Source organism: Pedobacter ghigonis (genome assembly GCF_903166585.1).
In the GTDB taxonomy this organism is placed as follows: domain Bacteria; phylum Bacteroidota; class Bacteroidia; order Sphingobacteriales; family Sphingobacteriaceae; genus Pedobacter; species Pedobacter ghigonis.
Genome location: NZ_CAESCM010000013.1, coordinates 96,558 through 118,781, shown reverse-complemented (window position 1 = coordinate 118,781; position 22,224 = coordinate 96,558). Strand labels below are relative to the sequence as shown.

The following is a 22,224-nucleotide window of genomic DNA, read 5'->3' as shown; positions in this document are numbered from 1 at the left end:
GATGTTAGGCTTGTAAGATTAATGTTTAGGAATTTCCTTCCATTTCCCATCTAACATCTTCCATCCCCTAATATCTGCTCACCTCAAAGTTACTCAATCCGCCATCTAAATTGATAAAGATTTTTTTAGCTGAGGCTTTATAGTTTGCAGTTTCATACACCCCATCGCTCAGTTTAATAAATCCGTCAAAATCTTTGGCCGATAAACCGGTTTTGGTTTTAATTCTGCAACCCGAGTTGGTAGGTACCTTAATTTTCACATCGGCAACGCCCGATTTTACGACCACATCAGTAATTGGCAGCAAATCGCCAAAAGTAATATCGAGGGCTGCGGCACCACCATCAAAACGGAAAGTACGTACTTTATAATCTTTGAAATCAAAATTAGCTTCGCCAGCACCTAGTTTCATTATCACATCCCAATTGGCTGCCTTGTTTAATTTAAAGTTTACATCGTTACCTCCATCGCTAAAATTCCATTTGCCTTTTTTATCTTCCATTTTGAAAGTAAGCACGGTAGCGCTATCGGTTAGTAATTTCTTAAGTGAGAAATTACCGTGTTTTTTAGTGATATCGGCATTGATCAATTCAGCTGTTTCGCCATCGAGGTTAAATGAAATGCCACCACCCGAAATATTGAGCACGGTTTTTTTAGCATTATCTGCTTCAACAAAAGGTTCGCTCAGTTTTAGCTGATTAAAAGCGGTGTCATTATCGTTGTCACTGTCGTAATCATCATTGTGGTCGTTGTCATCTAAGTTAATGTCAACGTCTTTTTTAAAGTGATGCCCCCACCAGTTACTTCTGTCGGGCACTTGTTGTCCTTTATAAAACAGGAAGGATAAAGCAACCACTAAAACTGCAATGGAAATGATGCTTCCGGTTTGGGAGTTATTTTTATTAAACAGGATATTTACACCTGCAATGATGAGGAATATTGGCCAAAAGCTCCAGATACTACGCCAATAAAAATCAATAATACCAAAGTTTTCGAGTAGCAGTACACCGCCAATAAAAAGCAGTAAAATACCCCACATTAATCTATCTAATTTCATTTTGTTTATGCTTGAGGGTTAGTTGGAGTTGAATTATCATCTTTGTTTTCAGGCGTTTCAGGAGTAGTTTCTACAATAGTCTCTGAAAAATCGGCCTTTTTTTGTTGTTCTGCTTCCTGTTGGGTTTGAAAAGCGGCCCAATCGTTTTTTCTTTTTGATTTAGCAATTACGGCAATACCCAATCCAATAAATACCAATGGCCACATGAATTTGAACAGGTTGCGGAAACTAAACCAATAAGGTATGAAATCCAGCTCGCGCATCAGGAAGAAACAACCTATTACCAGTAAAAGCAATCCGCCTATGGTACGGCCGGTATCGTTCGATTTGTTAAAACCACTAAAGTTTGCCTGGGTTTCAAACGGTGTCTTTTGTGTATTATCAACCGGTTGTGTCCAATTGGTATTGCCCGAACCTACAGGACCTGTAAACTGATCACCAGTACCAAATGGCGCACCAGGGTTTTGCTTGTTAAAAAAATCGTTAAATTTTGAGAACCTTGCTGCCGGATCGGGATTTACCGGAACAATAATCCACATCACAATATAGGCAATTAAGCCGCCTCCGGCCATAAATATAGCCGATAGTGCAAACAATAATCTGATTATGGTAACCTCTACCTGCATATAATCTGCAAGTCCCGAAGCTACACCGGCAATCATCTTATCGTGTTCGTTTCTAAAAAGCTTCTTTTCCATAACGTTGTTCATTTTTGTGTTAAAAATCGAGCGGGGTAATTAAAACCTCATCTACGTTTACCCCTTTACTTAAGTTTAAAATGGTAAATAATGTTTCTGCAATATCGGCTGGTTGCACAAATTTTTCGTCTGGAATGGTAGTTCCTTCCCATGAAGAAGTTTTTGTTGAACCGGGCAAAAACGCAGTAACTTTAACGTTGTGAGGGGCTAACTCTTGCCGCAATACATGATTAAGACTTAACATCGCTGCTTTTGTTACACTATAACTGCCACCATTTTTTACCGGGGCTTTACTCGCCACCGAACAGATGTTAAATATATGGCCACGACCTGCTGCACGCATCTTTTTGCCTAAAAACTTACTGGTATAGTAGCCTGCATTTACGTTTAGGTTTTGCTGTTTTTCAAAGGTTTCGTCGTCCTCATCCAGCATACTGCCGGGTAAAAAAGTACCCACATTGTTTACCAGCACATCAATAAAACCTGCTTCTGCATCAGCCTGGTTTAAAAACTGATATACACTTTCCCTAACCGAAAAGTCGACCGGATAAACAGCTATCGTTCTCCCGGTAATCAACAATTCATTGCGCATGATTTCGAGTTCCTTCGCATTCCGGGCGGCGAGTACCAAATCGTAGCCATTTTCCCATAATTTAATGGCAATTGCCCTACCAATTCCTTTAGTTGCACCGGTTATTAAAGCTTTCATGTTTTTGTGGTTTAATTTTTGTTAACAAAAAACCATATTTATATTCAAAAGCACGAATATTTTTGCAATTAGCAAAGAGCGACAACTTTTTTATCGTTTCTTTGTAGTATTATATAATGATCATTTAAATTAAGCAACACCTACGGAATGAATTTTACCAATTTCGGCAGATACATCCTGCTACTTAAGTCTGTATTCAGAAAGCCGGAAAAGCTGAAAATATACCTTAAAGAGATCGTCAAACAAATGGATTATGTTGGCGTAGGTTCACTGGGGCTTATTGCCATTATCTCTACCTTTATCGGTGCCGTTATGACTTTACAGATTGCTTTCCAGCTGGTTAGCGATTTTATTCCTAAAACCATTATTGGTTCGGTAAACCGCGATTCGAGTATCCTGGAGTTAAGTCCAACCATTAGCGCTATTGTTTTGGCGGGTAAAATCGGTTCGGCCATTTCATCCGAAATTGGCTCGATGCGCGTAACTGAACAGATAGATGCCCTTGAAATTATGGGTATCAACGCACCTGGTTACTTAATCCTTCCTAAAATTATTTCGGGAATAACGATGGTACCTATGCTCGTTATTATTTCGATGTTTTTAAGCATTACCGGTGGTTACATTGGCGGTTCAATTTCTGGTGCGGTAACACCTGCAGAGTACATTCAGGGTATTACTACCGATTTTAACCCTTATACCATTACGGTAGCCCTGGTTAAAGCATTTGTGTTTGGTTTTATCATTACATCGGTACCTGCTTACGAAGGTTTTTACGTGCGCGGTGGTGCCTTAGAGGTATCGCAGGCCAGTACAAGAGCCGTTGTTATTAGCTGTATTTCTATTTTAGCCTGCGATTATATCGTGACCCAATTGTTATTGTAATGATCGAAATTAAAGATATTTATAAATCATTTTCCGGAAACGATGTGCTGCAAGGCATTTCCGGTAAGTTTGAAGAAGGTGTTACCAATCTGATTATTGGAGGTTCCGGTTCAGGAAAAACCACGCTATTGAAATGTATGGTAGGCCTTCACCAGCCAGACTCGGGCTCGGTATTGTACGATGGCCGTGATTTTACACCAATGACCTACGAACAACGTATTGAGGTACGTAAAGAGATCGGGATGTTGTTTCAGGGATCGGCACTTTTTGACAGTATGACTGTGGAGGATAACATTATGTTTCCTTTGAATATGTTTACCGATCAAAGCCGTAAAGAGAAATTAGAGCGTGTAAATTTTTGCCTGGAAAGGGTTAACCTTGCGGGTAAAAACAAATTGTTCCCGGCAGAGCTATCGGGTGGTATGAAAAAGCGTGTAGGTATTGCCCGCGCCATTTCTATGAACCCTAAATATTTGTTTTGCGATGAGCCCAACTCAGGTTTAGATCCAAAAACTTCGATTGTGATTGATGAGCTGATTCAGGAATTAACCGAAGAATATAAAACAACCACTATTGTAGTAACGCACGATATGAACTCAGTAATGGGTATTGGTGATTATATTTTGTTCCTGCACGAAGGGAAAAAATTCTGGGAAGGAAGCAACAAAGAAATTGCACATACCGACATTAAAGAGCTGAACGACTTTGTGTTTGCCAGCCGCTTTATGAAAGCTGCAAAAGATAAGTTTTAAAAATTTTGTATATTTGGGTATGACCGCGGCAACAAAAAACATCATTCATAAATTGGAAACCTTACCAGATAGCATGGTAAACCAGGTAGAAGATTTTATTGATTTTTTAAAAGCCAAAGATGCCAAAAGCTTTCCTAAATCAGGACGAGAAGAAAACAAAATTGCTGAAGAACCAAAAAGTTTATATGGTGCGCAAAAGGTTTATTTATCATCCCTGAAGATTTTAACGATCCATTAAATTTCTCTTAAAACCAAATCGTCATTGCTTCGTACCTCGCAATGACGGCATACTATAAATTAAATGATACAATTACTTGCCCCCACCCACTGGAAAGATTACGAACTGATTGATTGCGGGGATTTTGAAAAATTAGAACGTTTTGGCAATGTTATTTTAATCCGTCCGGAGCCACAGGCCGTATGGAAAAAAACCTTATCAGAGCAAGAATGGCGCAAAACCGCTAACATTACTTTTAAAGGCCGTTCGGCTACTTCAGGCGAATGGGTAAAGAAAAACCTTTCTATCCCCGATCGCTGGCATATAGAATATAAAAACAATGAAGCCGCCATTAAACTACGCTTGGGTTTAACTTCATTTAAGCATGTTGGCGTTTTCCCGGAGCAGGCCGTAAACTGGGATTTCATTTCTTCATCAATCAAAAAGTTTAAAACACCACAGCCCAAAGTATTAAACCTTTTCGCCTATACCGGTGCAGCTTCGTTAATTGCCAATGCTGCCGGTGCAGAAACTACACACGTAGATTCGATTAAACAGGTTGTTACCTGGGCCAATGAAAACCAGGAGCTTTCTGGCCTGAAAGATACCCGCTGGATGGTAGAAGATGCCTTGAAGTTTGTGAAAAAAGAACTTAAAAGAGGCAAAAAATACAACGGTATTATCCTCGATCCACCTGCCTATGGTCATGGTCCTAACGGTGAAAAATGGAAACTGGAAGACCACATACAGGAGATGATGCAGGATGTAGTGCAGCTTTTAGACGAAAAAGAACATTTCCTGATCCTGAATACCTATTCTTTAGGTTTTTCATCAGTAATTGTTGAAAACCTGATCCGCACTTCGTTTCCTAAGGTTAAAAACCTCGAAACCGGTGAGTTGTATTTACAGGCCACATCGGGAATTAAATTACCACTGGGTGTTTTTGGTAAATTCTGCAATGTGTAAATGTTAATTACTTTATTTTAAACTACCAGAATTCCAACCTACTTTCATCCCAAAACAGTACCGGAAAACTGTCTAAACTTTAATTATTTTAATAATCTATGAAATTTCCTCAATTAGCAGGCACACTAGTACTTGGTTTTGCCGCAATCAGCTTGTTTGCCAACTGTAATTCGGATGGCAAAAGCAGCAGCAGTATCGGCAAAATATTTTCTTCTGATTCGACGAAGAAAAAAACCGATTCTACGGAGAACGTAATAAAGCCTGTTGATCCTAAATTATATGATTCTTTAGCTAAAAAACTGGCCAATGGCGATACCACAGGCCGGTGGCCGGTAAAAAAACAACCCTATCCTTTAGCTGGTGCTATTTTACCTTTTAAACGCATTGTGGTTTATTACGGAAATCTTCATTCGAAAAAAATGGGTGCCCTGGGCGAGTATGCGCCTAAAGAAATGTGGCAACGCTTAAACGCCGAAGTTAAACACTGGGAAAAAGCCGATCCTTCTACTCCGGTACAGCCAGGCTTACATTACATTGCTGCGGTTGCAAGTGGTACGCCAGGTAAAGACGGTAAGTACATTAACAGAATGGGCAACAAACAGATCGATTCGGTTTTAAAAATTGCCAAAATGCAGCCAAATACCATTGTATTTTTAGATTTACAGGTTGCATTGAGTAACATCAAAGCTGAATTACCACACATCGAAAAATATCTTGAGCTACCTTACGTACATTTGGGTATCGACCCTGAGTTTTCGATGAAAGATGGTTCATTACCAGGCAAAAAAATCGGAACTTACGATGCTGCAGACATTAACTATGTATCGGGTTACCTAGCCGATATTGTTAAAAAATATAACCTGCCTCCAAAAGTGTTTACCGTTCACCGTTTTACAAAGAAAATGGTAACCAATTCGCAAAACATTAAATTGCGCCCGGAGGTTCAGATTGTAATGCACATGGACGGATGGGGCGAACCAGAATTAAAAAAAGGAACCTACAGACACTTTATCCAAAGCGAACCGGTTCAGTTTACAGGCTTCAAACTGTTTTACAAAAACGACCTGAAAAAAGCGCCTAACAGGCTAATGACTCCTGAAGAGTTGTTAAAACTTACACCAAAACCGATTTATATCCAGTATCAATAAATAAAAGCGTATAAAAAGCCCGTAATTCTACGGGCTTTTTACTTAAACACTCTTTTTGACTGTTATTTGCAATTCATATTACCCCTATTTGACGACATGTAATCAGATAGCGTTAAAACTTCTAGGAATATTCGGCAAACTACTGTAATTAATATCAAAAAATATCGTTTTTTTGATTCAATTAATTAGTCGACTAGATTTTACAACAGGTAGGATATGCAAACAGCAACATTTGGTGGAGGCTGCTTTTGGTGCACCGAAGCCGTATTTCAGGCCCTGAGCGGAGTAACCAAGGTTACCTCTGGCTATATGGGAGGTGATTTAAAGCATCCAACATACATGGAAATCTGCAATAGCAATACCGGGCATGCAGAGGTGGTTCAGCTCATTTTTGATGAAACCATTATTTCTTTCAACGAACTTTTATTTATATTCTTTAAAACCCATAACCCAACTACCCTAAACAGGCAAGGTAACGATGTTGGGTCGCAATACCGTTCGGTAATATTTTACGAAAACGATGATCAAAAAACACAAATTGAGCAAATGATTGCTGCCTTAACCCAGCAGCATATTTTCGATAAACCGATTATTACTGAGGTTGTAGCTGCGACTGAATTTTACGAAGCTGAGGATTATCATCAGAATTATTTTAACGATAACCAGGGAAAACCTTACTGCTCTTTTGTGATACAACCCAAGTTAAATAAGTTTGCAATAGATTTCAGGAACAAAATCAAACCTGAGCTCCTCGAGTAATTAAACCTCAAAAGTAAGCAACCCGTGTTGGCTGGCGGTGTGTATATCCCTCCATACCCGATTAATCTCCGATCCCTTTTTTGCCGCCTCTAAACCACAATACGGAAACAAAACACTTGCAGTACGCCAACAGGTATGAACCAGTTTACGACTGATTGAACTGACTTCATTTAGTTTAGCATCGGTAATTTGACCATTGTTCATTAACTCAGTCCACGATTCATCAAATGCAGTATAGAATTGTTCCCTTAGCATTTGCACCTCATTTTTGCAGCGGTTTAATTCGCTGGTAAAGAACTGTATTTGGGCTTCGCTAAATCTCCGCATACTGGAACGCGAATGAAATGATTGTTCTGCCAGCTGAATAAAATGATTGGTCATGCCCAGGCTGTTTACCGCTAATGTAGTTTCGGCAAGCTGCAAAAAGGGATAATCAAAGCCCGAATCTGCTACGAGGATATCTTCATTGATGGTGAATGTTCTGTTTTCGGGCACTTCGAGGTCTTTTACCTCAAAAGCATGACTGCCTGTAGCCATTAAACCAAAATAAGACCAGCCGGGCAAAATATTAACCTCAGCCTTTTTCAGGATAAATGATTTGATTACAGGTTCACTGTTTTCATCCAGGATATCCTCACCATTTTCGTTTTTAAGCGTACAGTTGGCTGTAAAGATGGTAGCATGCAATGCACCGCTGGCATAGCTCCATTGCCCGTTTATACGATAGCCTGTTTCCGTTTTAACAGCCTCACCACCCACTGCCCCACTCCCCGCAAAACACACTTCCCGGTTGGCAAAAATATCGGCTGCCAGCTCCGGATTTAGAAAACCAGCAAACCATCCTGCACCGGCACATAAGGTGACCGTCCAGCCAAGACTGCCATCGGCTTCGGCCAGCTGTTCTTCTAAACGCAAAATTTCGGGTAACTTTTTATTAGCGCCGCCATAAACTTCGGGTACAAAAAGTTTAAACCAGTTTTCCTGATAAGCCAGCTCCAGTATTTCGGGATGCAGTTGCCCCATTTCTTCTGAAAGCGCTGCATATTCGGCAACTTTCTCCTGCCAGGTAAGGGTTAAGGTGTCTTCCATAGTATTTCCCGTTTAAGATTGAGCTAATTTAAACCTGTTTTTATTGATAATCTTCTTCCAGTCTAAAAAGCCGAAAATGGCCACAGTAAATAGAAACGTAGTTAAACAAGCCATTAAAGGCAACTTTTTATGGAACAATAAGGGAATGGCTACAATGTTCGAAATATTGAGGAAAATCCAGTTTTCTATTTTACGTCTGGCCAGTAACCACATGCCTGCCCAGGCAGTAGCCGAAACAAAGGCATCGAAAAGAGGTACATCCGAATCGGTAAAATGACGCAATACCAGGTACAATACCACAAAACCAATTACCGAGATCGATACGGCAATGCTTAATTCATTGTTGTTTGACCACGAAACCTGATTTTCGGCATCTTGTTTCCTTTTCTTCCAGATGATCCAACCATATACGCTCATTACCAGGTAATAGACGCTAAGCAGGGTTTCTGCATATAGTTTTACATTTAAAAGCAGAAACATAGACAAAAGAACAGAAATAATACCCGTAGGATAAAGCCAAATGCTGTTCTTTCTGGCCAGTAAAACTTCGGTCACACCAAAACCTACAGCCAGCCACTCGATAAAAGATGTATGTGCAATCTGCTCCTGAAAAAGCTTAAACCAATCCTGAAAATTCATTTACAATATTTTGCTAATGCTAAAAATAATTGAAAACTGTTTTCGGGGCGAAACAGTATGGTAAAAGTTAACCTCCTTCCTACGTCGGTATTATCCGCATCAGGTTCATTTAAGGTTAAAGAGAGAGGGTTTGGAGGTGGAGGGTTGAAAAACCTTTTGCCTTTTACCTTTTTATCTTTAGCCTTAAAACGGGTGTAATCTCAGCAAACTGGTTGAAAAGAATTTCTGAACCAATAAGCACCCCTTTGAGCAGGGCAAATATAGGTTTAAAAAAGGAAGGTTTTGTTTTTTATTAGATTTTGTGACGTTTAGAATGTTGTTTTGGTTAACGATAAGAAGATCGTCATTCCCAACTTGATCCGATAACTATCGGATGGGAATCCTAAAGCAAAAGCATTAAGATTCCCACCTGCGTGGGAATGACGAGTTACCGGAGTGTATGCCTCCGATAATTAAAGTTTAAATGTGATTAAAACAAACCAATTTGTCCCTTGTCATCAATATCGATATCATCAGGGTTGGTAATTTCAAAGTCTACCTTTTTTACAGGCTTTTCTTCAGCTTTTGGCGCTTCTTTTTGGGCCGGTGCAGGTTTTTCTGTTTTAGGTGCAGGCGTTTCTGTACGTTCGAACTTTGGCTTTACCTTTTCTACAACAGGTTCATCGGCAGTTTTTTCTACTGCTTCGGCAGTTTCGGTCGTTTCTTCAGCAGCTTCTTCCTCCCCTTCCTGATTGTTGTTATCATCTTCGGCAGGTATTTCTACTTCTTCCTCTTCTTCAATCTCAGGCTCTTCTAAAACAACTTTTTGTACATCGTGCGGCGATAAACGATTACCATTTGCCTTTAAACCTTTAACATCGATCAGTTCGGCCAATACCAGATCCAGGGTTTCCGGAACCTGTGTTTTACCTTTCAATACATCGACTATAATTTTGGCCGCAGGGTTGGCAGTTAAATGTAATAATCTCGATTTCTGCTCTTCGCTGATAAAAATGGTTTTCTTACCATTGGCCTGTAATTCGAATGCAAAACGCTTGATAAAATAATTCTGCGCTTTACCTTCAAAGTGAACTGCAGCAAAAACCCTTTCAGGATCAAACTTCTGAATCAAGAGCAGATTATCGTCAAAGTGGTTCGTTAAATCGAACGAACTCAACTCGTAGTAACCATCTTTGTGTACCTGTAAAATACGGTCGTCGCCATCAAACTCGCCCAGGTATTTACCACGTCCATCAACATTCAGGCGTTTTAACAAGTCATCGTACCAAATTTTAAGTCCGGATAGAGTAGAAACACCTTTACTTTTTAAAATGATCTTTTTAACCGGATATTTCGATACAATATTACCTTGCGAACCACGGCCTTTAATGGCCACTTCGGCAAAATCCAGATCGAACTGCAGCTTACGCAATTTCGAATGTGGTTTTAAGGCAACATTTATAATTTCGGCTTCTCCGTTAGGGTTAGCGGTAAAGTACAATACCTTCGAACCTTTTGATCCTTTGGTTAAATCGTATTCCTTATCGCGGGTTACGCCCACAACCGAAAAACGTTTAATGTACGAGGTTCCACTGGCACCATCTTTATAAACCATGTTATAAACGGTACGCTCGTCGTTTTTCTTGAACACCTGTACATGTATAATGCCTTTGCCTACAAAGGTTTTATCGGCCACTTTGGTAATGATACATTTACCATCTTCGCGGAAAACGATAATTTCATCAATATCCGAGCAATCGGCTACGAATTCATCTTTACGCAAGCCTGAGCCTACAAAACCATCAACACGGTTTACATATAATTTTACGTTGGCTAATGCAACTTTCGAAGCTTCAACCCGATCAAACAAACGGATTTCTGTTTTACGCTCTCTCCCCTTACCATATTTGTCTTTCAGTTTCTGAAACCAGGCAATGGCATAATCAGTAAGATGTTTCAAATGGTTTTTAACCACTTTAATTTCATCTTCCAGGTTCTTCATCTGCTCATCTGCCTTTTTCACATCAAAACGGGTGATGCTACTCATCGGCTTATCGATTAGCTTCTTGAAATCTTCGGGCAGGATTTCGCGGTAAAGCGATGGCTTGAAAGGATCGAACAAAATGTGCAATACCTCAACCACGGTTTCGAAATTACTCGAGTTTTCGTATTCGGGGTTTTTATACATCCCCTCCTGAATAAATATTTTGAGCAGGGAGCTGAAGAAAATTTTCTCCTGCAATTCATGCAGGCGGATTTCGAGCTCTTTTTTAAGTAAGCCTTTGGTGTGTTTTGTATTTTCGATCAGGATATCGTTCACACTTAAAAAGTGTGGCTTATCTCCCTGGATAATACAGGTATTGGGAGAAATGGAAACCTCACAGGCCGTAAAAGCGTACAGCGCATCAATCGTCACATCCGGAGAAATACCAGGTGCCAGATGCACTACAATTTCTACATTGGCAGCAGTATTGTCTTCAATTTTTTTGATTTTGATCTTACCTTTATCGTTGGCCGATAAAATACTATCGATAACCGAACCAGTGGTGGTACTGAAAGGCACTTCGGTAATTACCAGTGTCTTTTTATCCTTTTCAGTAATTTTTGCCCTTACGCGTATTTTACCTCCGCGCTGACCTTCATTATAATTCGAAAAATCGGCCATACCACCCGTAAAGAAATCGGGCATAATATTGGGGCGAACACCTTTCAGTGCTTCTATCGATGCATCTAGCAATTCGACAAAATTGTGCGGCATTACTTTGGTGGCTAAACCTACGGCAATACCTTCGGCACCTTGCGCCAATAGTAAAGGAAACTTAACCGGTAAGGTAATGGGTTCGTTGTTACGCCCATCGTAACTTAACTGCCATTCGGTAGTATCGGGATTGAACACCACTTCGTTGGCAAATTTCGATAAACGTGCTTCGATATAACGGGGTGCAGCAGCACTATCGCCGGTAACCGGATCTCCCCAGTTACCCTGCATATCAATCAGCAGGTCTTTTTGCCCAATCTGTACCATGGCATCGCCGATAGAGGCATCACCATGAGGATGGTATTTCATGGTGTTACCAATTACGTTGGCTGCCTTGTTAAAACGACCATCATCCATCTCCTTTAAGGAGTGCATAATACGGCGTTGAACGGGCTTCAAACCATCGTTAATGTGTGGAACCGCCCTATCCAGAATTACATAAGACGCATAATCGAGAAACCAGTTTTCGTATAAACCGTTAATTGGTGTTATGGTATGTTTGTGTTCTTCGTTGATGTTTGGGTCTAGTTCTTCACTCATTTATATACAAAAATTGGCAGCTGTAAATATAATAAAAAGGATAATACAGTTAAATATTGGTTATTCACATTTGGGCTATGTCGATCCTATCGGCTGGTGTCGCACCAACCGAACAAAGAAATGCTTAACAGATTTCTCCCCGTCTGTACGGGCAGGCACTGCGATCGAAGTGACGGCTGAATGAAAAACTAGAAAACTATTCTGTACCCAACAATACCCCCGAAACGTTCCAGGCGCTGGAGCTCGATCCCTCAGGCTTACCCATAGGGATAGTAACTTTAATGGTATGCTCACCCGCTTTTAAATCGCCGAGGCTAATCCAGTTGGGATTGGTAACTGTACCCGGGCACCAGTTAGACCGGCTTAAATCTGATGATGAAAGCCCTGTTTCGAAGTTACCTGAAGCGGGGTTAGATAAGCGGTACGAACCACAATCCTGTCGCCATGGGGTAAAAGCAAATGTTTCTTTATTATCGAGCCATATTGTATTTTTCCGCGGCACAAACTCGTCGCCATTTCCCCAGCCGCCATGGCCTGTGGTAATGTAACGCAATTTGGCATCTTTTACATCTTTATCTAGCGTGAAAGAAACTTCAAGACCTTTTTCGCTGCTAAACATGGTGGCGTATTCTTGTCCGGCCATTTCCATTACATTGGTCGAATTGAATAGTGGCATAATCACTTCTTTTTTGCTTTCTCCACGACCTCCATTATGCAGTGTGATGTTCATCGAAACTTTGTGTCCGCCTTTGTCATAATTACCAATAAAAACAGCAACCCAGGCTTCCTTCCCACTCAATAAAGGAAAGAGTTCCGAAATATCCTGTCTGTAATAAACTTTTTCGGCCCAGTTTTTATCTTTTAGTTTTAAAGTATTGTACTTGCCTACACCAAAAGGCGTAAAAAAGCGCATCAATTCAATTACCGGATTATAATTGGCCGTAGCCACTACGCCCTGGTATTTTTTTCCATTGCCGTTATCGTAAACCGGCAGGTCTTTCACCGAATTTTTCAGGGCATCCATTAAACTAATTGTTTTATCGGTTGGGATTACAAATACGGATCCCGTCCTGTCGTAGGCATCGCCGTTTGATTGTTCTGTTAAATCAACAAAAACATTTGGGCTACCGGTATAAGCCGGAAATTTAACTTTTCGTGCTATCACGGTTCCACCGGCAAAACGAAAAACCGAATCGTTTGATTGGGGCTTATCGATAAAGTTGATGGTTTCGTTGCTAAACACGCTAAGCGTGGTAAACCTGCTTTTCCACAACAAATCTTTATAGGTTAAGCCATCGCTCAGGTTTGTATTTATCTTCGCTAAATCAATCTGTTTTACATTTTTAACTGCTTCGATTTTAGTTGCGGTAACATAGCTGCTGCCATTGCGTACCTGCTCCAACACCAAACCCAGGTTTTGGCCTAAAACAGTTGGTGCAGCTTTAATACCGGCATCGCTTGTGTACCATAAATCGATGCGGTTAGAGTTTACCACTGTAGTAGCCTTTTTACAGGTATAACCCAGTATTACTTTGGTATCGTTGCTGTATTCAAAAACCTGTTTTCCAATTGCCGCACTATCAACAGTTGCAATCTGACTGGCGGCGCTTAAATCGGCAATCTGAAACAAAATTTGCGCAGGTTTGCTAACCAGGCTTTGCTCGTAAGGATATTTTGCCTTGTTATCCAGAATATTGGCATTGCTGATTAAATTCTGTTTGGCATCTGCAATAACTACCGTGGCATTCCGGTCTTCCTTTGGTTTGCCATCGGCCGAACGGAAGTAAGTAATTTTATAAGTTGCGTTGCTTTTGAGTACGCCCTGGGCCTGCAGGTTAAAAGCTATAAAGGCCGAAAAAACGAGGATGTATAAATGTTTCATTGTGGTTAAAAAACCAAATATAATAGTTTGTACGGTAAACGTTTGATTTTAACGAAATCCTATTTCCCCCTTCGAAGGGGGCAGGGGGGATGAAGTTGTAAACAATCAAATTAGAAAATCTAAAATCTCTATTCCATTATCATCCCCCTACCCCCTTCAAAAGGGGGACTGAGTTTACCGCCAGACAATTAGAAACCGAATTTCTAAAAATGTGCATCTAAACTTACCGCTCCAACCTATCCTCCACAAAAGCAAAAGGCAATAAGCTTTTTACGCTGGGCACTTTTAGTACCTCACCGTTTAAGCAATAAAAAATCACTTCAATCGGGCTTTGTTGTTTGCGCTCAAATTCAATCATTACCTGTAAGCAGCCTCCGCAAGAGGTAACCGGCTTTAAAACTTCGAAATGATCGGTTTGTGCAGTAATGGCCATACTTTCGATCACTGCATCAGGATACCTGGCACCAATGGCAAAAAGGGCCACACGTTCGGCACATAGTCCTGATGGGTAAGCCAGGTTTTCCTGGTTGCTTCCTAAAGCTATTTCACCCGAAGCCAAACGGATAGCCGTACCTACCCTGAATTTAGAATAAGGTGAGTATGAAGTGGCTAAAGCCTGCTCAGCCTGTTGGCACAATATGCGGTCTTTTTCTATTAATTCATCAATACCCGCGTATTGTTCAAAAGATATATTTAGATTTATTGAATTCATTTTAAACTGTTTATTACACCGGCCATGTTAAATTTTTATAGCGGGCGAACAATTTAGGTTATTTTTTGTATTATTTAATAAAATGCCAGCTAAATTTAATTTAAACGGCATAGTTTTTGGCTTTAAACAAACACCAAACACCCTCAGTTTTGAATAAATACGTACGCAAAAGTCTTAAAATTTTACTGTGGATAATTGCCTCCATTATTATATTGGTGGTAGGTTTAGCGCTGTCGCTAAATATTCCGGCCGTTCAAAACTTTGTAAAGGATAAGGCCATCAACTACCTCAAGACCAAAACCAAAACCGAAGTTAGCCTCGAAAGCATCAAAATAGCCCTGCCCAAAGATGTTGTGCTAAACAAATTCTATATCGAAGACCGCAAAGGTGATACCCTGCTTTATGCCGAAAAACTAGCCGTAGACATTAGCTTGTTTAAGTTGTTAAAGAACACTGTTGAGGTAAATAATATTGAGTTAAAAAATGTACGCGCAAATGTGAAGCGCATTAGCCCCGATACCACATTCAATTTTTCTTTCCTGGTTGATGCTTTTGCAAGCGATCAGAAAAAGCCCGAAGAGAAAGTAAAGAAAGATACCACCTCTACCCTAAAATTTTCGGTCGATAAAGTTTCGTTTGAAGATATAGGCCTTAGCTACCGCGATGATGTGGCCGGCAACGATGTAAAGCTTTACCTGGGTGCCTTTAAAACAAAAATCAAAGATTTTGATCTGGCCAACCAGCATTATGTGATTAAGGAGCTGAGCTTAAATAATACATCTTTAAGGTACCTGCAGCAAAAACCGCTGGTACAGCTGGTGCAACACATCACCAACAGCGTAGATAGCAGTGAGAAAGAGCAGGGAAAACTGCCTTTAATAGAAGTGGAGAATTTCGTTTTCAGCAAGGTAAAAGTAAATTACGACGATCAGATTTCGACTACCAAAGCTGTTGCCGATGTAAACGACCTTGGTTTGGTTAACTTAAAAGTAGATTTAACCAATAGCAAATACGCGGTTGATGATGCACATTTAAACAAATCTAACATCCTGTTTGCCTTTAAACCTGCGCCCGGTAACGATTTAAAAAAAGTAAAAGATACCGTATTACCCGAAAAATCGACCCTGGGGCTGCTGATCAAAAACATTAGCCTGGCCGATAATCAGGTGCAGTTCGATAACCTTGGCGCTAAACCTGCGGTAAAAGGAATGGATTTTAACCACCTCAAAATTTCCGGATTAAATTTAGGTGCGAGCGACGTATCGTACAGTGCAGCGGGGATAAAAGCCAATGTTAAAAATGGCTCACTAAAAGAAAAAAGCGGTTTTGTATTAAATGAGTTGAAAGGCGACGCCGTGTACAATGACAAGCAGATTAAACTGAGCAATTTTGTACTCAAAACCCCAAATACCACCATCGAAAATGCCACTGAGCTTAATTTTACTTCGATGGAGGATCTGACTAAACATCCTGAACGTGTAAAACTTAACCTGGCTTTTAAAAATACGACAATCGGTTTAAAGGATGCGGGCTTTTTTAGCGATGCGATTCCGACTAACTACCGCAACGAAAAAATAAGACTCAATGCTGATGTTAACGGTTATTTAAATAACCTGAATATTCCACGCTTACAAATTAGTGGATTAAAAAATACCCAGATCGATATCAGTGGAAAAGCAAAAGGCCTGCCCGATATCAAAAAAACTTTTCTGGATTTAAACATCAAAAAGCTCCATGTTACCAAAAGCGATATTTTGGTCGCCGTACCTAAAAAAGCACTCCCGCCTACCATCGAACTGCCCAATGTAATTGATGCAAAAGGTAATTTCAAAGGATCGATGACTGATTTCAACACCAACCTAAACATCCTGACGGATATGGGTGGTGCCAATGTAATTGCAGGAATGAAAGGGCCAAAAGGCAAAGAAAGTTACCAGGCCGATATTAGCCTGAACAATTTTAACGTTGGCCGTTTGTTAAAAATGCAGCCCAAATTGGGGCGTGTTTCGGCAAAAGCCAGGGTGGCGGGTACCGGTTTAGATCCTAAAAAAATCAATGCTAAATTTAATGCGAAGGTGTTAAGTGCTTACTACAATAAATATACTTACCGCAATTTAAATGTAGCGGGCACCTATGCCAACCAGAATGTGGTGGTAAAAAGCAGTATGCCCGATAGCAATGCGAACTTTGCCCTCGATGCTAAAGTTAACCTGGCCGGGAAGTACCCAAGCGTAAAGGCCGACTTAAATTTAAAACAGGTTAACCTGCAGGCTTTAAATTTTAGTCCTACCGTATTAAGTGCAGCAGGTGTAGTTAAAGTAGACCTGGCTACCGCCGATGCCGATTATTTAAACGGATCGATTGATGTAACCGGACTGCAACTAGTAAAAGATAAACAGCGGATTAATGTAGATACTATTTCGGTACGCGCCAAAACAACCGCTACTGAAAATGAACTCACGCTAAAATCAGAAATTTTATCGGCCAGAATTGACGGTAAATACCAGTTAACCAATATCAGTAGTGCCATTATCAATGAAATCAATAAGTATTATGCTTTCGGCACTGTTACTAAAGTTCCCGATCAGCGCCTGAGGTTCTTTGTGCGTGTGTACGACTCAAAACTGCTGAAGAGTTTTGTACCTGAATTAACGGTGTTTAAACAATCTCAGTTTTATGGCTTAATTGATACCCAAAAAGACAGCCTGCAGATTAAAGGAAATTTCCCGCAGGTGGTTTACGGCGATTTTAAAGTAGATACCACGGTTTTAAACATCAATAACGACAACAATAAACTCGATTACAGTTTAACTGTTAAAAGTTTGCAAAGTCCTTCCATTGCCCTTTTTAATACAGAGGTTACCGGCGATGCCGCCAACAATAATTTAGGCATAAACATTTTCTTACGCGACAGGCAACGTAAAAATAAATATGTAATTGGTGGTAATTTCCAATCCATTAACAAAGATTTTAAATTTACCCTCGATCCGCAAAAACTGTTGCTCGATTACCAGAAATGGGTGGTTTCGCAAGATAATTACATCCAGTTTGGGGCTTCGGGTATTTTGGTTAACCAGTTCCAGATCAGTAACAGCGGCCAATCGCTGGCCATAAACAGCAACCCGACCGAGCCCAATGCACCTTTAGCGGTTGAGTTTAAAGATTTCCAACTGGAAACCCTTACCAAATTTGCCGAAACCGATACTACTTTGGTAGGCGGTCGTTTAAATGGAACAGCCAATGTAAAAGACCTGGCCACAACCCCGAAATTTGAGGCCAATCTCACTATCGATCAGCTGCGCTACCAGAAAGACCAGTTGGGTACCTTGCGCTTAGCCGTAAACAACAATACTGAAAATGCTTTCGAGGTAAATGTCGCATTAACCGGCGTGCACGAATTGAGGGCCAACGGTTTTTATTATACTGCACCTCAAAGTGCATTAGATCTGACCGTAAATATCGATAAGATTGAAATGAAGAACATTGAGAGCTTATCGGCCGGGCAGCTGAAACGTGGCACAGGTACCCTAACGGGAGCACTAACCGTTAAAGGCGCATTAACTGCACCAAAAATACTGGGCGATTTAACCTTCAATAACGCAGGATTTAATGTAGCCTATGTAAACTCTTATTTCCGGATGCCAAACGAGAAGATTTCGTTTACTGAAGAAGGGATCAGTTTTAACAACTTTACCCTGATCGATTCTTTAAACCAGAAAGCCACCATTAACGGCAAAGTTTACACCAGCGATTTTAAGAACTACCGCTTCGGTTTGGATATCAAAACCAATAATTTCAGGGCACTGAATTCGACCGCAGCCGATAACGACATGATTTACGGAACGGTTTTCTTAACCAGCGATATCAAAGTGCGCGGCGACCTGAACCAGCCCGATGTAAACATGAATATTAAGGTAAACAAGGGTACCAAGTTTTTCTTTGCCCTGCCTGCTAACGATCCATCTATTATCGACCAGGAAGGTATCGTTCAGTTTATTGATGAAGATGCCCCGCCATTTAACGGCAAAAAAGCATTGAAGGTGGATAGCATCAGTAAAGCACCTATTAAAGGCTTAAATTTAGTTGCAGCAGTAAATATCGACCCTGAGGCAGAACTTAATGTGGTGGTAGACCCGGCCAGTGGCGACAACCTGAATGTTAAAGGCGATGCCGATTTAAATGTAACGATGGACCCCAGCGGTAAAATCAGCATGACGGGCCGTTACGAAATTGTAGATGGTTCGTACAACCTTACCCTGGCTGTAGTTAAAAAAGAGTTTAAACTGGTAAAAGGCAGCACCATTATCTGGACCGGCGAACCAACATCGGCCAATGCCAACATCACGGCTTTATACGAGGTAAATGCAGCCCCTATTGATTTGCTTAATCAGCCAGATCTTTACGAAGCCCGGACCAAATTGCCATTTCAGGTTTATTTAATGCTGAAAGGTGAACTGTTAAAACCGACCATTTCATTTAAACTCGATTTGCCAGAAAATGAGCGTGGCGCATTGAGCGGTCAGGTGTATACCAAGCTGATTAACGTAAACCGCGATGAAAGCGAACTGAACAAGCAGGTTTTCGCCTTGCTGGCTTTAAACCGGTTTATTGCTAATAATCCGTTCCAGAGTTTGGCTGGTGGTGGCGGTGGGGTTTCTACCCTTGCCCGCTCGAGTGTAAGTAAATTGCTAACTGAGCAGCTAAACAATTTAACTTCAGATTTGATACAAGGTGTAGACCTCAACTTCGGGGTAAATTCATCAGAAGATTACTCTACAGGTTCGATGCAGCAAAAAACCGATTTAGAAGTTGGCTTATCTAAAAAGCTACTGAACGATCGCTTAACGGTTACCGTAGGTAGTTCGTTCGCACTGGAAGGGCCGCAGGCACCGGGAGAAAAATCGACCAATATAGCTGGAAACGTAAATGTAGAATACGCACTTTCGGCCGATGGCCGCTACCGGTTAAGGGCTTACCGCCGCAACCAGAATGATGTGATTGTGCAAGGCCAGATTATCGAAACCGGCTTAGGCTTTACCCTGGTGGTAGATTACAACAAATTCAGAGAGATATTTCAGAAGAAACGCATTAGAAGAATAAGAAACATTGAACAGAAAGCACAAGATGAGAAAACTAACTAGACCGCTTTTATTTTTACTGGCCTGTTTAGTTTGGGCTTGCAGCAGTACCAAATCTTTAAAACCAGGACAGATTTTGTACACCGGTGCAGAAGTGAAAATCAATCCGGATTCTTCTGGTAAGATTGATAACGAAAAGCAGATTAAAAACGATCTGGAGGCAAAAACAAGGCCTCGTCCTAACAGTTCTATCCTGGGGATCAAATTCAAACTTGGCCTTTACAACCTTGCCGGCGAACCTAAAAAGCCAAAGGGTTTCAGGAACTGGCTGCGTAGAAAAGGAGAAGCCCCGGTGCTGCTGAACGATGTAAAACTGAAATACAATAACGATGTACTTACCAGTTACCTCATCAGTGAAGGGTACCTGCAAGCCAATGTTACCGGCGATACCGTAGTGAAAGAAAAAAAAGGTAAAGCCATTTATACGGCAGTTACCGGCCAGCGCTATAAAATCAACAAAGTAACTTTCCCGCCCGATACCGGTATCTTAACCAAAAACATCAATGCCAACAAAGATAAAACCTTGTTAAAAGTTGGCGATTTTTATGATATCGACACTTATAAAAACGAACGGATCAGGATTGATAACGACCTGAAAGAAATTGGTTATTTCTATTTCAGTCCCGATTACCTGATTATACAAGTGGATAGTACCATTGGCCAAAACCTGGTGAATATTAGGGTAAAAGTTAAGGATATTGCGCCTGATGCCGCTGTAAAGCCTTATACCATTAAAAACATCAATATTTATCCCAACTATTCGTTGCGAAGAGATAGTGCTTTAAGGAAGCTAAGTCCCTTGGTATATAACGATTTTAACATTTACGATAATCGCAATACATTTAAACCTAAACTTTTCGACCGCCTGGTATTCTTTCAAAAAGGAGAACCATACAACCGTAAAGATCATAACCAATCGCTAAACCGGATGGTAAATGTAGGTGCGTTTCAGGATGTCAGGGCTGAATTTTTGCCAGTAGATAGTTTCAGGAACAATCAGCTTGACCTGAATATCTATTTAACCCCTTTAAAGAAAAACTCGCTTACCTTCTCGGTTACCGGAACCAGTAAATCGAATAATTTTGTGGGTTCGGAAGTTAAGGTAACCCAAACCACCCGTAACCTGTTCAGAAATGCCGAGCAGCTCGATTTAAGTGTTAGTGGCGGCTTTGAAACACAAACTAAAGGAACCTCGCTGGGCAAAAATTCATTGTCGTTTACAGCCGAAGGAAAACTAACTTTCCCGAGGTTAATTGTTCCGTTTTACAAACCGAATAGCACTAATGCCTTTATTCCCAAAACCATTACCTCGCTTTCTTACCAGATGCTAAACAGGGGTTCGGAATATACTTTGCACGCAATTAAGGGCGAATACGGTTATAATTTCAAGGAAAACCAGTACAAGGAGCATAATTTTAATCCGATATCGATTAGTTATGTAGCTACAAGTTTTCCGGACACCAATACGAGAGATAGCCTTTTTAAAAGGAATCCGCTTTTAAGATCTACACTTGAAAACCAATTCATTGTAGGTAGCAATTACAATTTCACCTATACCAACCAAATGGAAGATAGCCGCCGGAATAATGTATATTTCTATGGCGCTTTAGAAACTGGTGGTAATGTGTGGGGTTTGTTTACTTCAAAAAATGATGAAGGCAAACGAACCATTTTTAATGTTCCGTTAACCCAGTTTATCCGTGCGGAAGCAGATTTAAGAGACTATTATAAAATTACCAAAAACCTGATTTGGGCCAACCGCTTAAATTTAGGTTATGGTTTTGCTTATGGCAACAGTACTTCATTGCCTTTTGTAAGACAGTTCTTTGCCGGTGGCAGTAACGATGTAAGGGCCTTCCCTGCCCGTACTTTAGGCCCGGGTACTTATAAAGTTCCGGATAATGCCATTTTTGCAGATCAGGGTGGTGATATTAAGTTAATGCTCAACTCTGAACTGCGCTTTAAAATTGTAAGTATATTGTATGGCGCATTATTTGTTGATGCAGGTAATATCTGGCTTAGGAAAGAAGATCTCGGAGAACCCGGCAAACCGGAAACTGCCAGACTTGGCTCTGGCTTTAAGCTAAAAAATGCATTTAATGAACTTGCTGTGGGTACAGGTGCAGGCTTAAGGGTAGATGTTAGTATTTTTGTGGTGCGCCTGGATGTGGCCTTTCCTGTGCGTAAACCTTATTTACCGGAAGGACAACGTTGGGTATTCAACGATATCAATTTTGGAAGTAAAGACTGGCGCAGACAAAATTTAATTTTTAATATTGGGATAGGATATCCGTTTTAGTGT

Annotated in this window: 16 protein-coding genes; 8 read left to right on the top strand and 8 right to left on the bottom strand. The window is 40.6% G+C overall.

Annotation, left to right across the window (positions count from 1 at the left end; genetic code table 11):
• Nucleotides 1-67: 67 nt before the first annotated feature.
• From HWV58_RS18165 to HWV58_RS18155, 3 genes are read right to left on the bottom strand one after another with little or no spacing between them, the layout of a single operon-like run.
• A complete protein-coding gene (locus HWV58_RS18165) occupies nt 68-1,054 on the bottom strand; it encodes a LiaF transmembrane domain-containing protein (RefSeq protein WP_175635443.1) in 987 nt (328 codons plus the stop codon).
• Nucleotides 1,055-1,059: 5 nt separating this feature from the next.
• Complete coding sequence (locus tag HWV58_RS18160) at nt 1,060-1,752, bottom strand: PspC domain-containing protein (RefSeq protein ID WP_175635442.1); 693 nt, start codon at nt 1,750-1,752, stop codon at nt 1,060-1,062.
• 19 nt (nt 1,753-1,771) lie between these two features.
• On the bottom strand, nt 1,772-2,461 hold the full coding sequence (locus tag HWV58_RS18155) for an SDR family oxidoreductase (RefSeq protein WP_175635441.1): 690 nt from the start codon (nt 2,459-2,461) through the stop codon (nt 1,772-1,774).
• A gap of 147 nt (nt 2,462-2,608) precedes the next feature.
• On the opposite strand from HWV58_RS18155, the gene HWV58_RS18150 reads away from it, so the two are divergent.
• From HWV58_RS18150 to msrA, 6 genes are all read left to right on the top strand, one after another.
• Nucleotides 2,609-3,343 (top strand): MlaE family ABC transporter permease, encoded by a 735-nt coding sequence (locus tag HWV58_RS18150; RefSeq protein WP_124557884.1) that lies wholly within the window; start codon nt 2,609-2,611, stop codon nt 3,341-3,343.
• The gene (locus tag HWV58_RS18145; RefSeq protein ID WP_124557883.1) at nt 3,343-4,095 is read left to right on the top strand and encodes an ABC transporter ATP-binding protein; all 753 of its coding nucleotides are present in this window, start codon (nt 3,343-3,345) and stop codon (nt 4,093-4,095) included. The genes HWV58_RS18150 and HWV58_RS18145 overlap by 1 nt, the downstream gene beginning before the upstream one ends.
• Nucleotides 4,096-4,114: 19 nt before the next feature.
• A complete protein-coding gene (locus HWV58_RS18140) occupies nt 4,115-4,333 on the top strand; it encodes a DUF2281 domain-containing protein (RefSeq protein ID WP_175635440.1) in 219 nt (72 codons plus the stop codon).
• Nucleotides 4,334-4,396: 63 nt separating this feature from the next.
• Nucleotides 4,397-5,278, top strand: coding sequence for a class I SAM-dependent methyltransferase (locus HWV58_RS18135; RefSeq protein WP_175635439.1), 882 nt, complete (start codon nt 4,397-4,399; stop codon nt 5,276-5,278).
• A gap of 98 nt (nt 5,279-5,376) precedes the next feature.
• On the top strand, nt 5,377-6,426 hold the full coding sequence (locus HWV58_RS18130) for a hypothetical protein (RefSeq protein WP_175635438.1): 1,050 nt from the start codon (nt 5,377-5,379) through the stop codon (nt 6,424-6,426).
• A 216-nt stretch (nt 6,427-6,642) separates the two neighbouring features.
• Nucleotides 6,643-7,185 (top strand): peptide-methionine (S)-S-oxide reductase MsrA, encoded by a 543-nt coding sequence (msrA, locus tag HWV58_RS18125; protein WP_175635437.1) that lies wholly within the window; start codon nt 6,643-6,645, stop codon nt 7,183-7,185.
• On the opposite strand, the gene HWV58_RS18120 is transcribed toward msrA, so the two are convergent.
• From HWV58_RS18120 to HWV58_RS18100, 5 genes are all read right to left on the bottom strand, one after another.
• The gene (locus HWV58_RS18120; protein ID WP_175635436.1) at nt 7,186-8,274 is read right to left on the bottom strand and encodes an acyl-CoA dehydrogenase family protein; all 1,089 of its coding nucleotides are present in this window, start codon (nt 8,272-8,274) and stop codon (nt 7,186-7,188) included.
• Between the two features lie 12 nt (nt 8,275-8,286).
• Nucleotides 8,287-8,913: a nicotinamide riboside transporter PnuC gene (pnuC, locus tag HWV58_RS18115; RefSeq protein ID WP_175635435.1), complete on the bottom strand. Its 627-nt coding sequence runs from the start codon at nt 8,911-8,913 to the stop codon at nt 8,287-8,289.
• Between the two features lie 469 nt (nt 8,914-9,382).
• Complete coding sequence (locus tag HWV58_RS18110) at nt 9,383-12,190, bottom strand: DNA gyrase/topoisomerase IV subunit A (protein ID WP_175635434.1); 2,808 nt, start codon at nt 12,188-12,190, stop codon at nt 9,383-9,385.
• Nucleotides 12,191-12,386: 196 nt separating this feature from the next.
• The gene (locus tag HWV58_RS18105) at nt 12,387-14,072 is read right to left on the bottom strand and encodes a PNGase F N-terminal domain-containing protein (protein ID WP_175635433.1); all 1,686 of its coding nucleotides are present in this window, start codon (nt 14,070-14,072) and stop codon (nt 12,387-12,389) included.
• A 223-nt stretch (nt 14,073-14,295) separates the two neighbouring features.
• On the bottom strand, nt 14,296-14,784 hold the full coding sequence (locus HWV58_RS18100) for a cytidine deaminase (RefSeq protein WP_175635432.1): 489 nt from the start codon (nt 14,782-14,784) through the stop codon (nt 14,296-14,298).
• Nucleotides 14,785-14,933: 149 nt separating this feature from the next.
• Between HWV58_RS18100 and HWV58_RS18095 the strand changes: the two genes are divergently transcribed.
• Together HWV58_RS18095 and tamL are read left to right on the top strand one after the other, a co-directional pair.
• Nucleotides 14,934-19,925 (top strand): translocation/assembly module TamB domain-containing protein, encoded by a 4,992-nt coding sequence (locus tag HWV58_RS18095; protein ID WP_175635431.1) that lies wholly within the window; start codon nt 14,934-14,936, stop codon nt 19,923-19,925.
• Nucleotides 19,909-22,221, top strand: coding sequence for a translocation and assembly module lipoprotein TamL (tamL, locus tag HWV58_RS18090; RefSeq protein ID WP_175635430.1), 2,313 nt, complete (start codon nt 19,909-19,911; stop codon nt 22,219-22,221). The genes HWV58_RS18095 and tamL overlap by 17 nt, the downstream gene beginning before the upstream one ends.
• Nucleotides 22,222-22,224 lie beyond the last annotated feature (3 nt).

Bases quoted from the DNA above. Each gene is read 5' to 3' on its own strand.
- HWV58_RS18110 (WP_175635434.1), bottom strand. From the start codon at position 12,190: ATGAGTGAAGAACTAGACCCAAACATCAACGAAGAACACAAACATACC.
- HWV58_RS18155 (WP_175635441.1), bottom strand. From the start codon at position 2,461: ATGAAAGCTTTAATAACCGGTGCAACTAAAGGAATTGGTAGGGCAATT.
- HWV58_RS18160 (WP_175635442.1), bottom strand. From the start codon at position 1,752: ATGGAAAAGAAGCTTTTTAGAAACGAACACGATAAGATGATTGCCGGT.
- tamL (WP_175635430.1), top strand. From the start codon at position 19,909: ATGAGAAAACTAACTAGACCGCTTTTATTTTTACTGGCCTGTTTAGTT.
- HWV58_RS18140 (WP_175635440.1), top strand. From the start codon at position 4,115: ATGACCGCGGCAACAAAAAACATCATTCATAAATTGGAAACCTTACCA.
- HWV58_RS18100 (WP_175635432.1), bottom strand. From the start codon at position 14,784: ATGAATTCAATAAATCTAAATATATCTTTTGAACAATACGCGGGTATT.
- HWV58_RS18135 (WP_175635439.1), top strand. From the start codon at position 4,397: ATGATACAATTACTTGCCCCCACCCACTGGAAAGATTACGAACTGATT.
- HWV58_RS18130 (WP_175635438.1), top strand. From the start codon at position 5,377: ATGAAATTTCCTCAATTAGCAGGCACACTAGTACTTGGTTTTGCCGCA.
- HWV58_RS18105 (WP_175635433.1), bottom strand. From the start codon at position 14,072: ATGAAACATTTATACATCCTCGTTTTTTCGGCCTTTATAGCTTTTAAC.
- pnuC (WP_175635435.1), bottom strand. From the start codon at position 8,913: ATGAATTTTCAGGATTGGTTTAAGCTTTTTCAGGAGCAGATTGCACAT.
- HWV58_RS18165 (WP_175635443.1), bottom strand. From the start codon at position 1,054: ATGAAATTAGATAGATTAATGTGGGGTATTTTACTGCTTTTTATTGGC.
- HWV58_RS18120 (WP_175635436.1), bottom strand. From the start codon at position 8,274: ATGGAAGACACCTTAACCCTTACCTGGCAGGAGAAAGTTGCCGAATAT.
- HWV58_RS18145 (WP_124557883.1), top strand. From the start codon at position 3,343: ATGATCGAAATTAAAGATATTTATAAATCATTTTCCGGAAACGATGTG.
- msrA (WP_175635437.1), top strand. From the start codon at position 6,643: ATGCAAACAGCAACATTTGGTGGAGGCTGCTTTTGGTGCACCGAAGCC.
- HWV58_RS18150 (WP_124557884.1), top strand. From the start codon at position 2,609: ATGAATTTTACCAATTTCGGCAGATACATCCTGCTACTTAAGTCTGTA.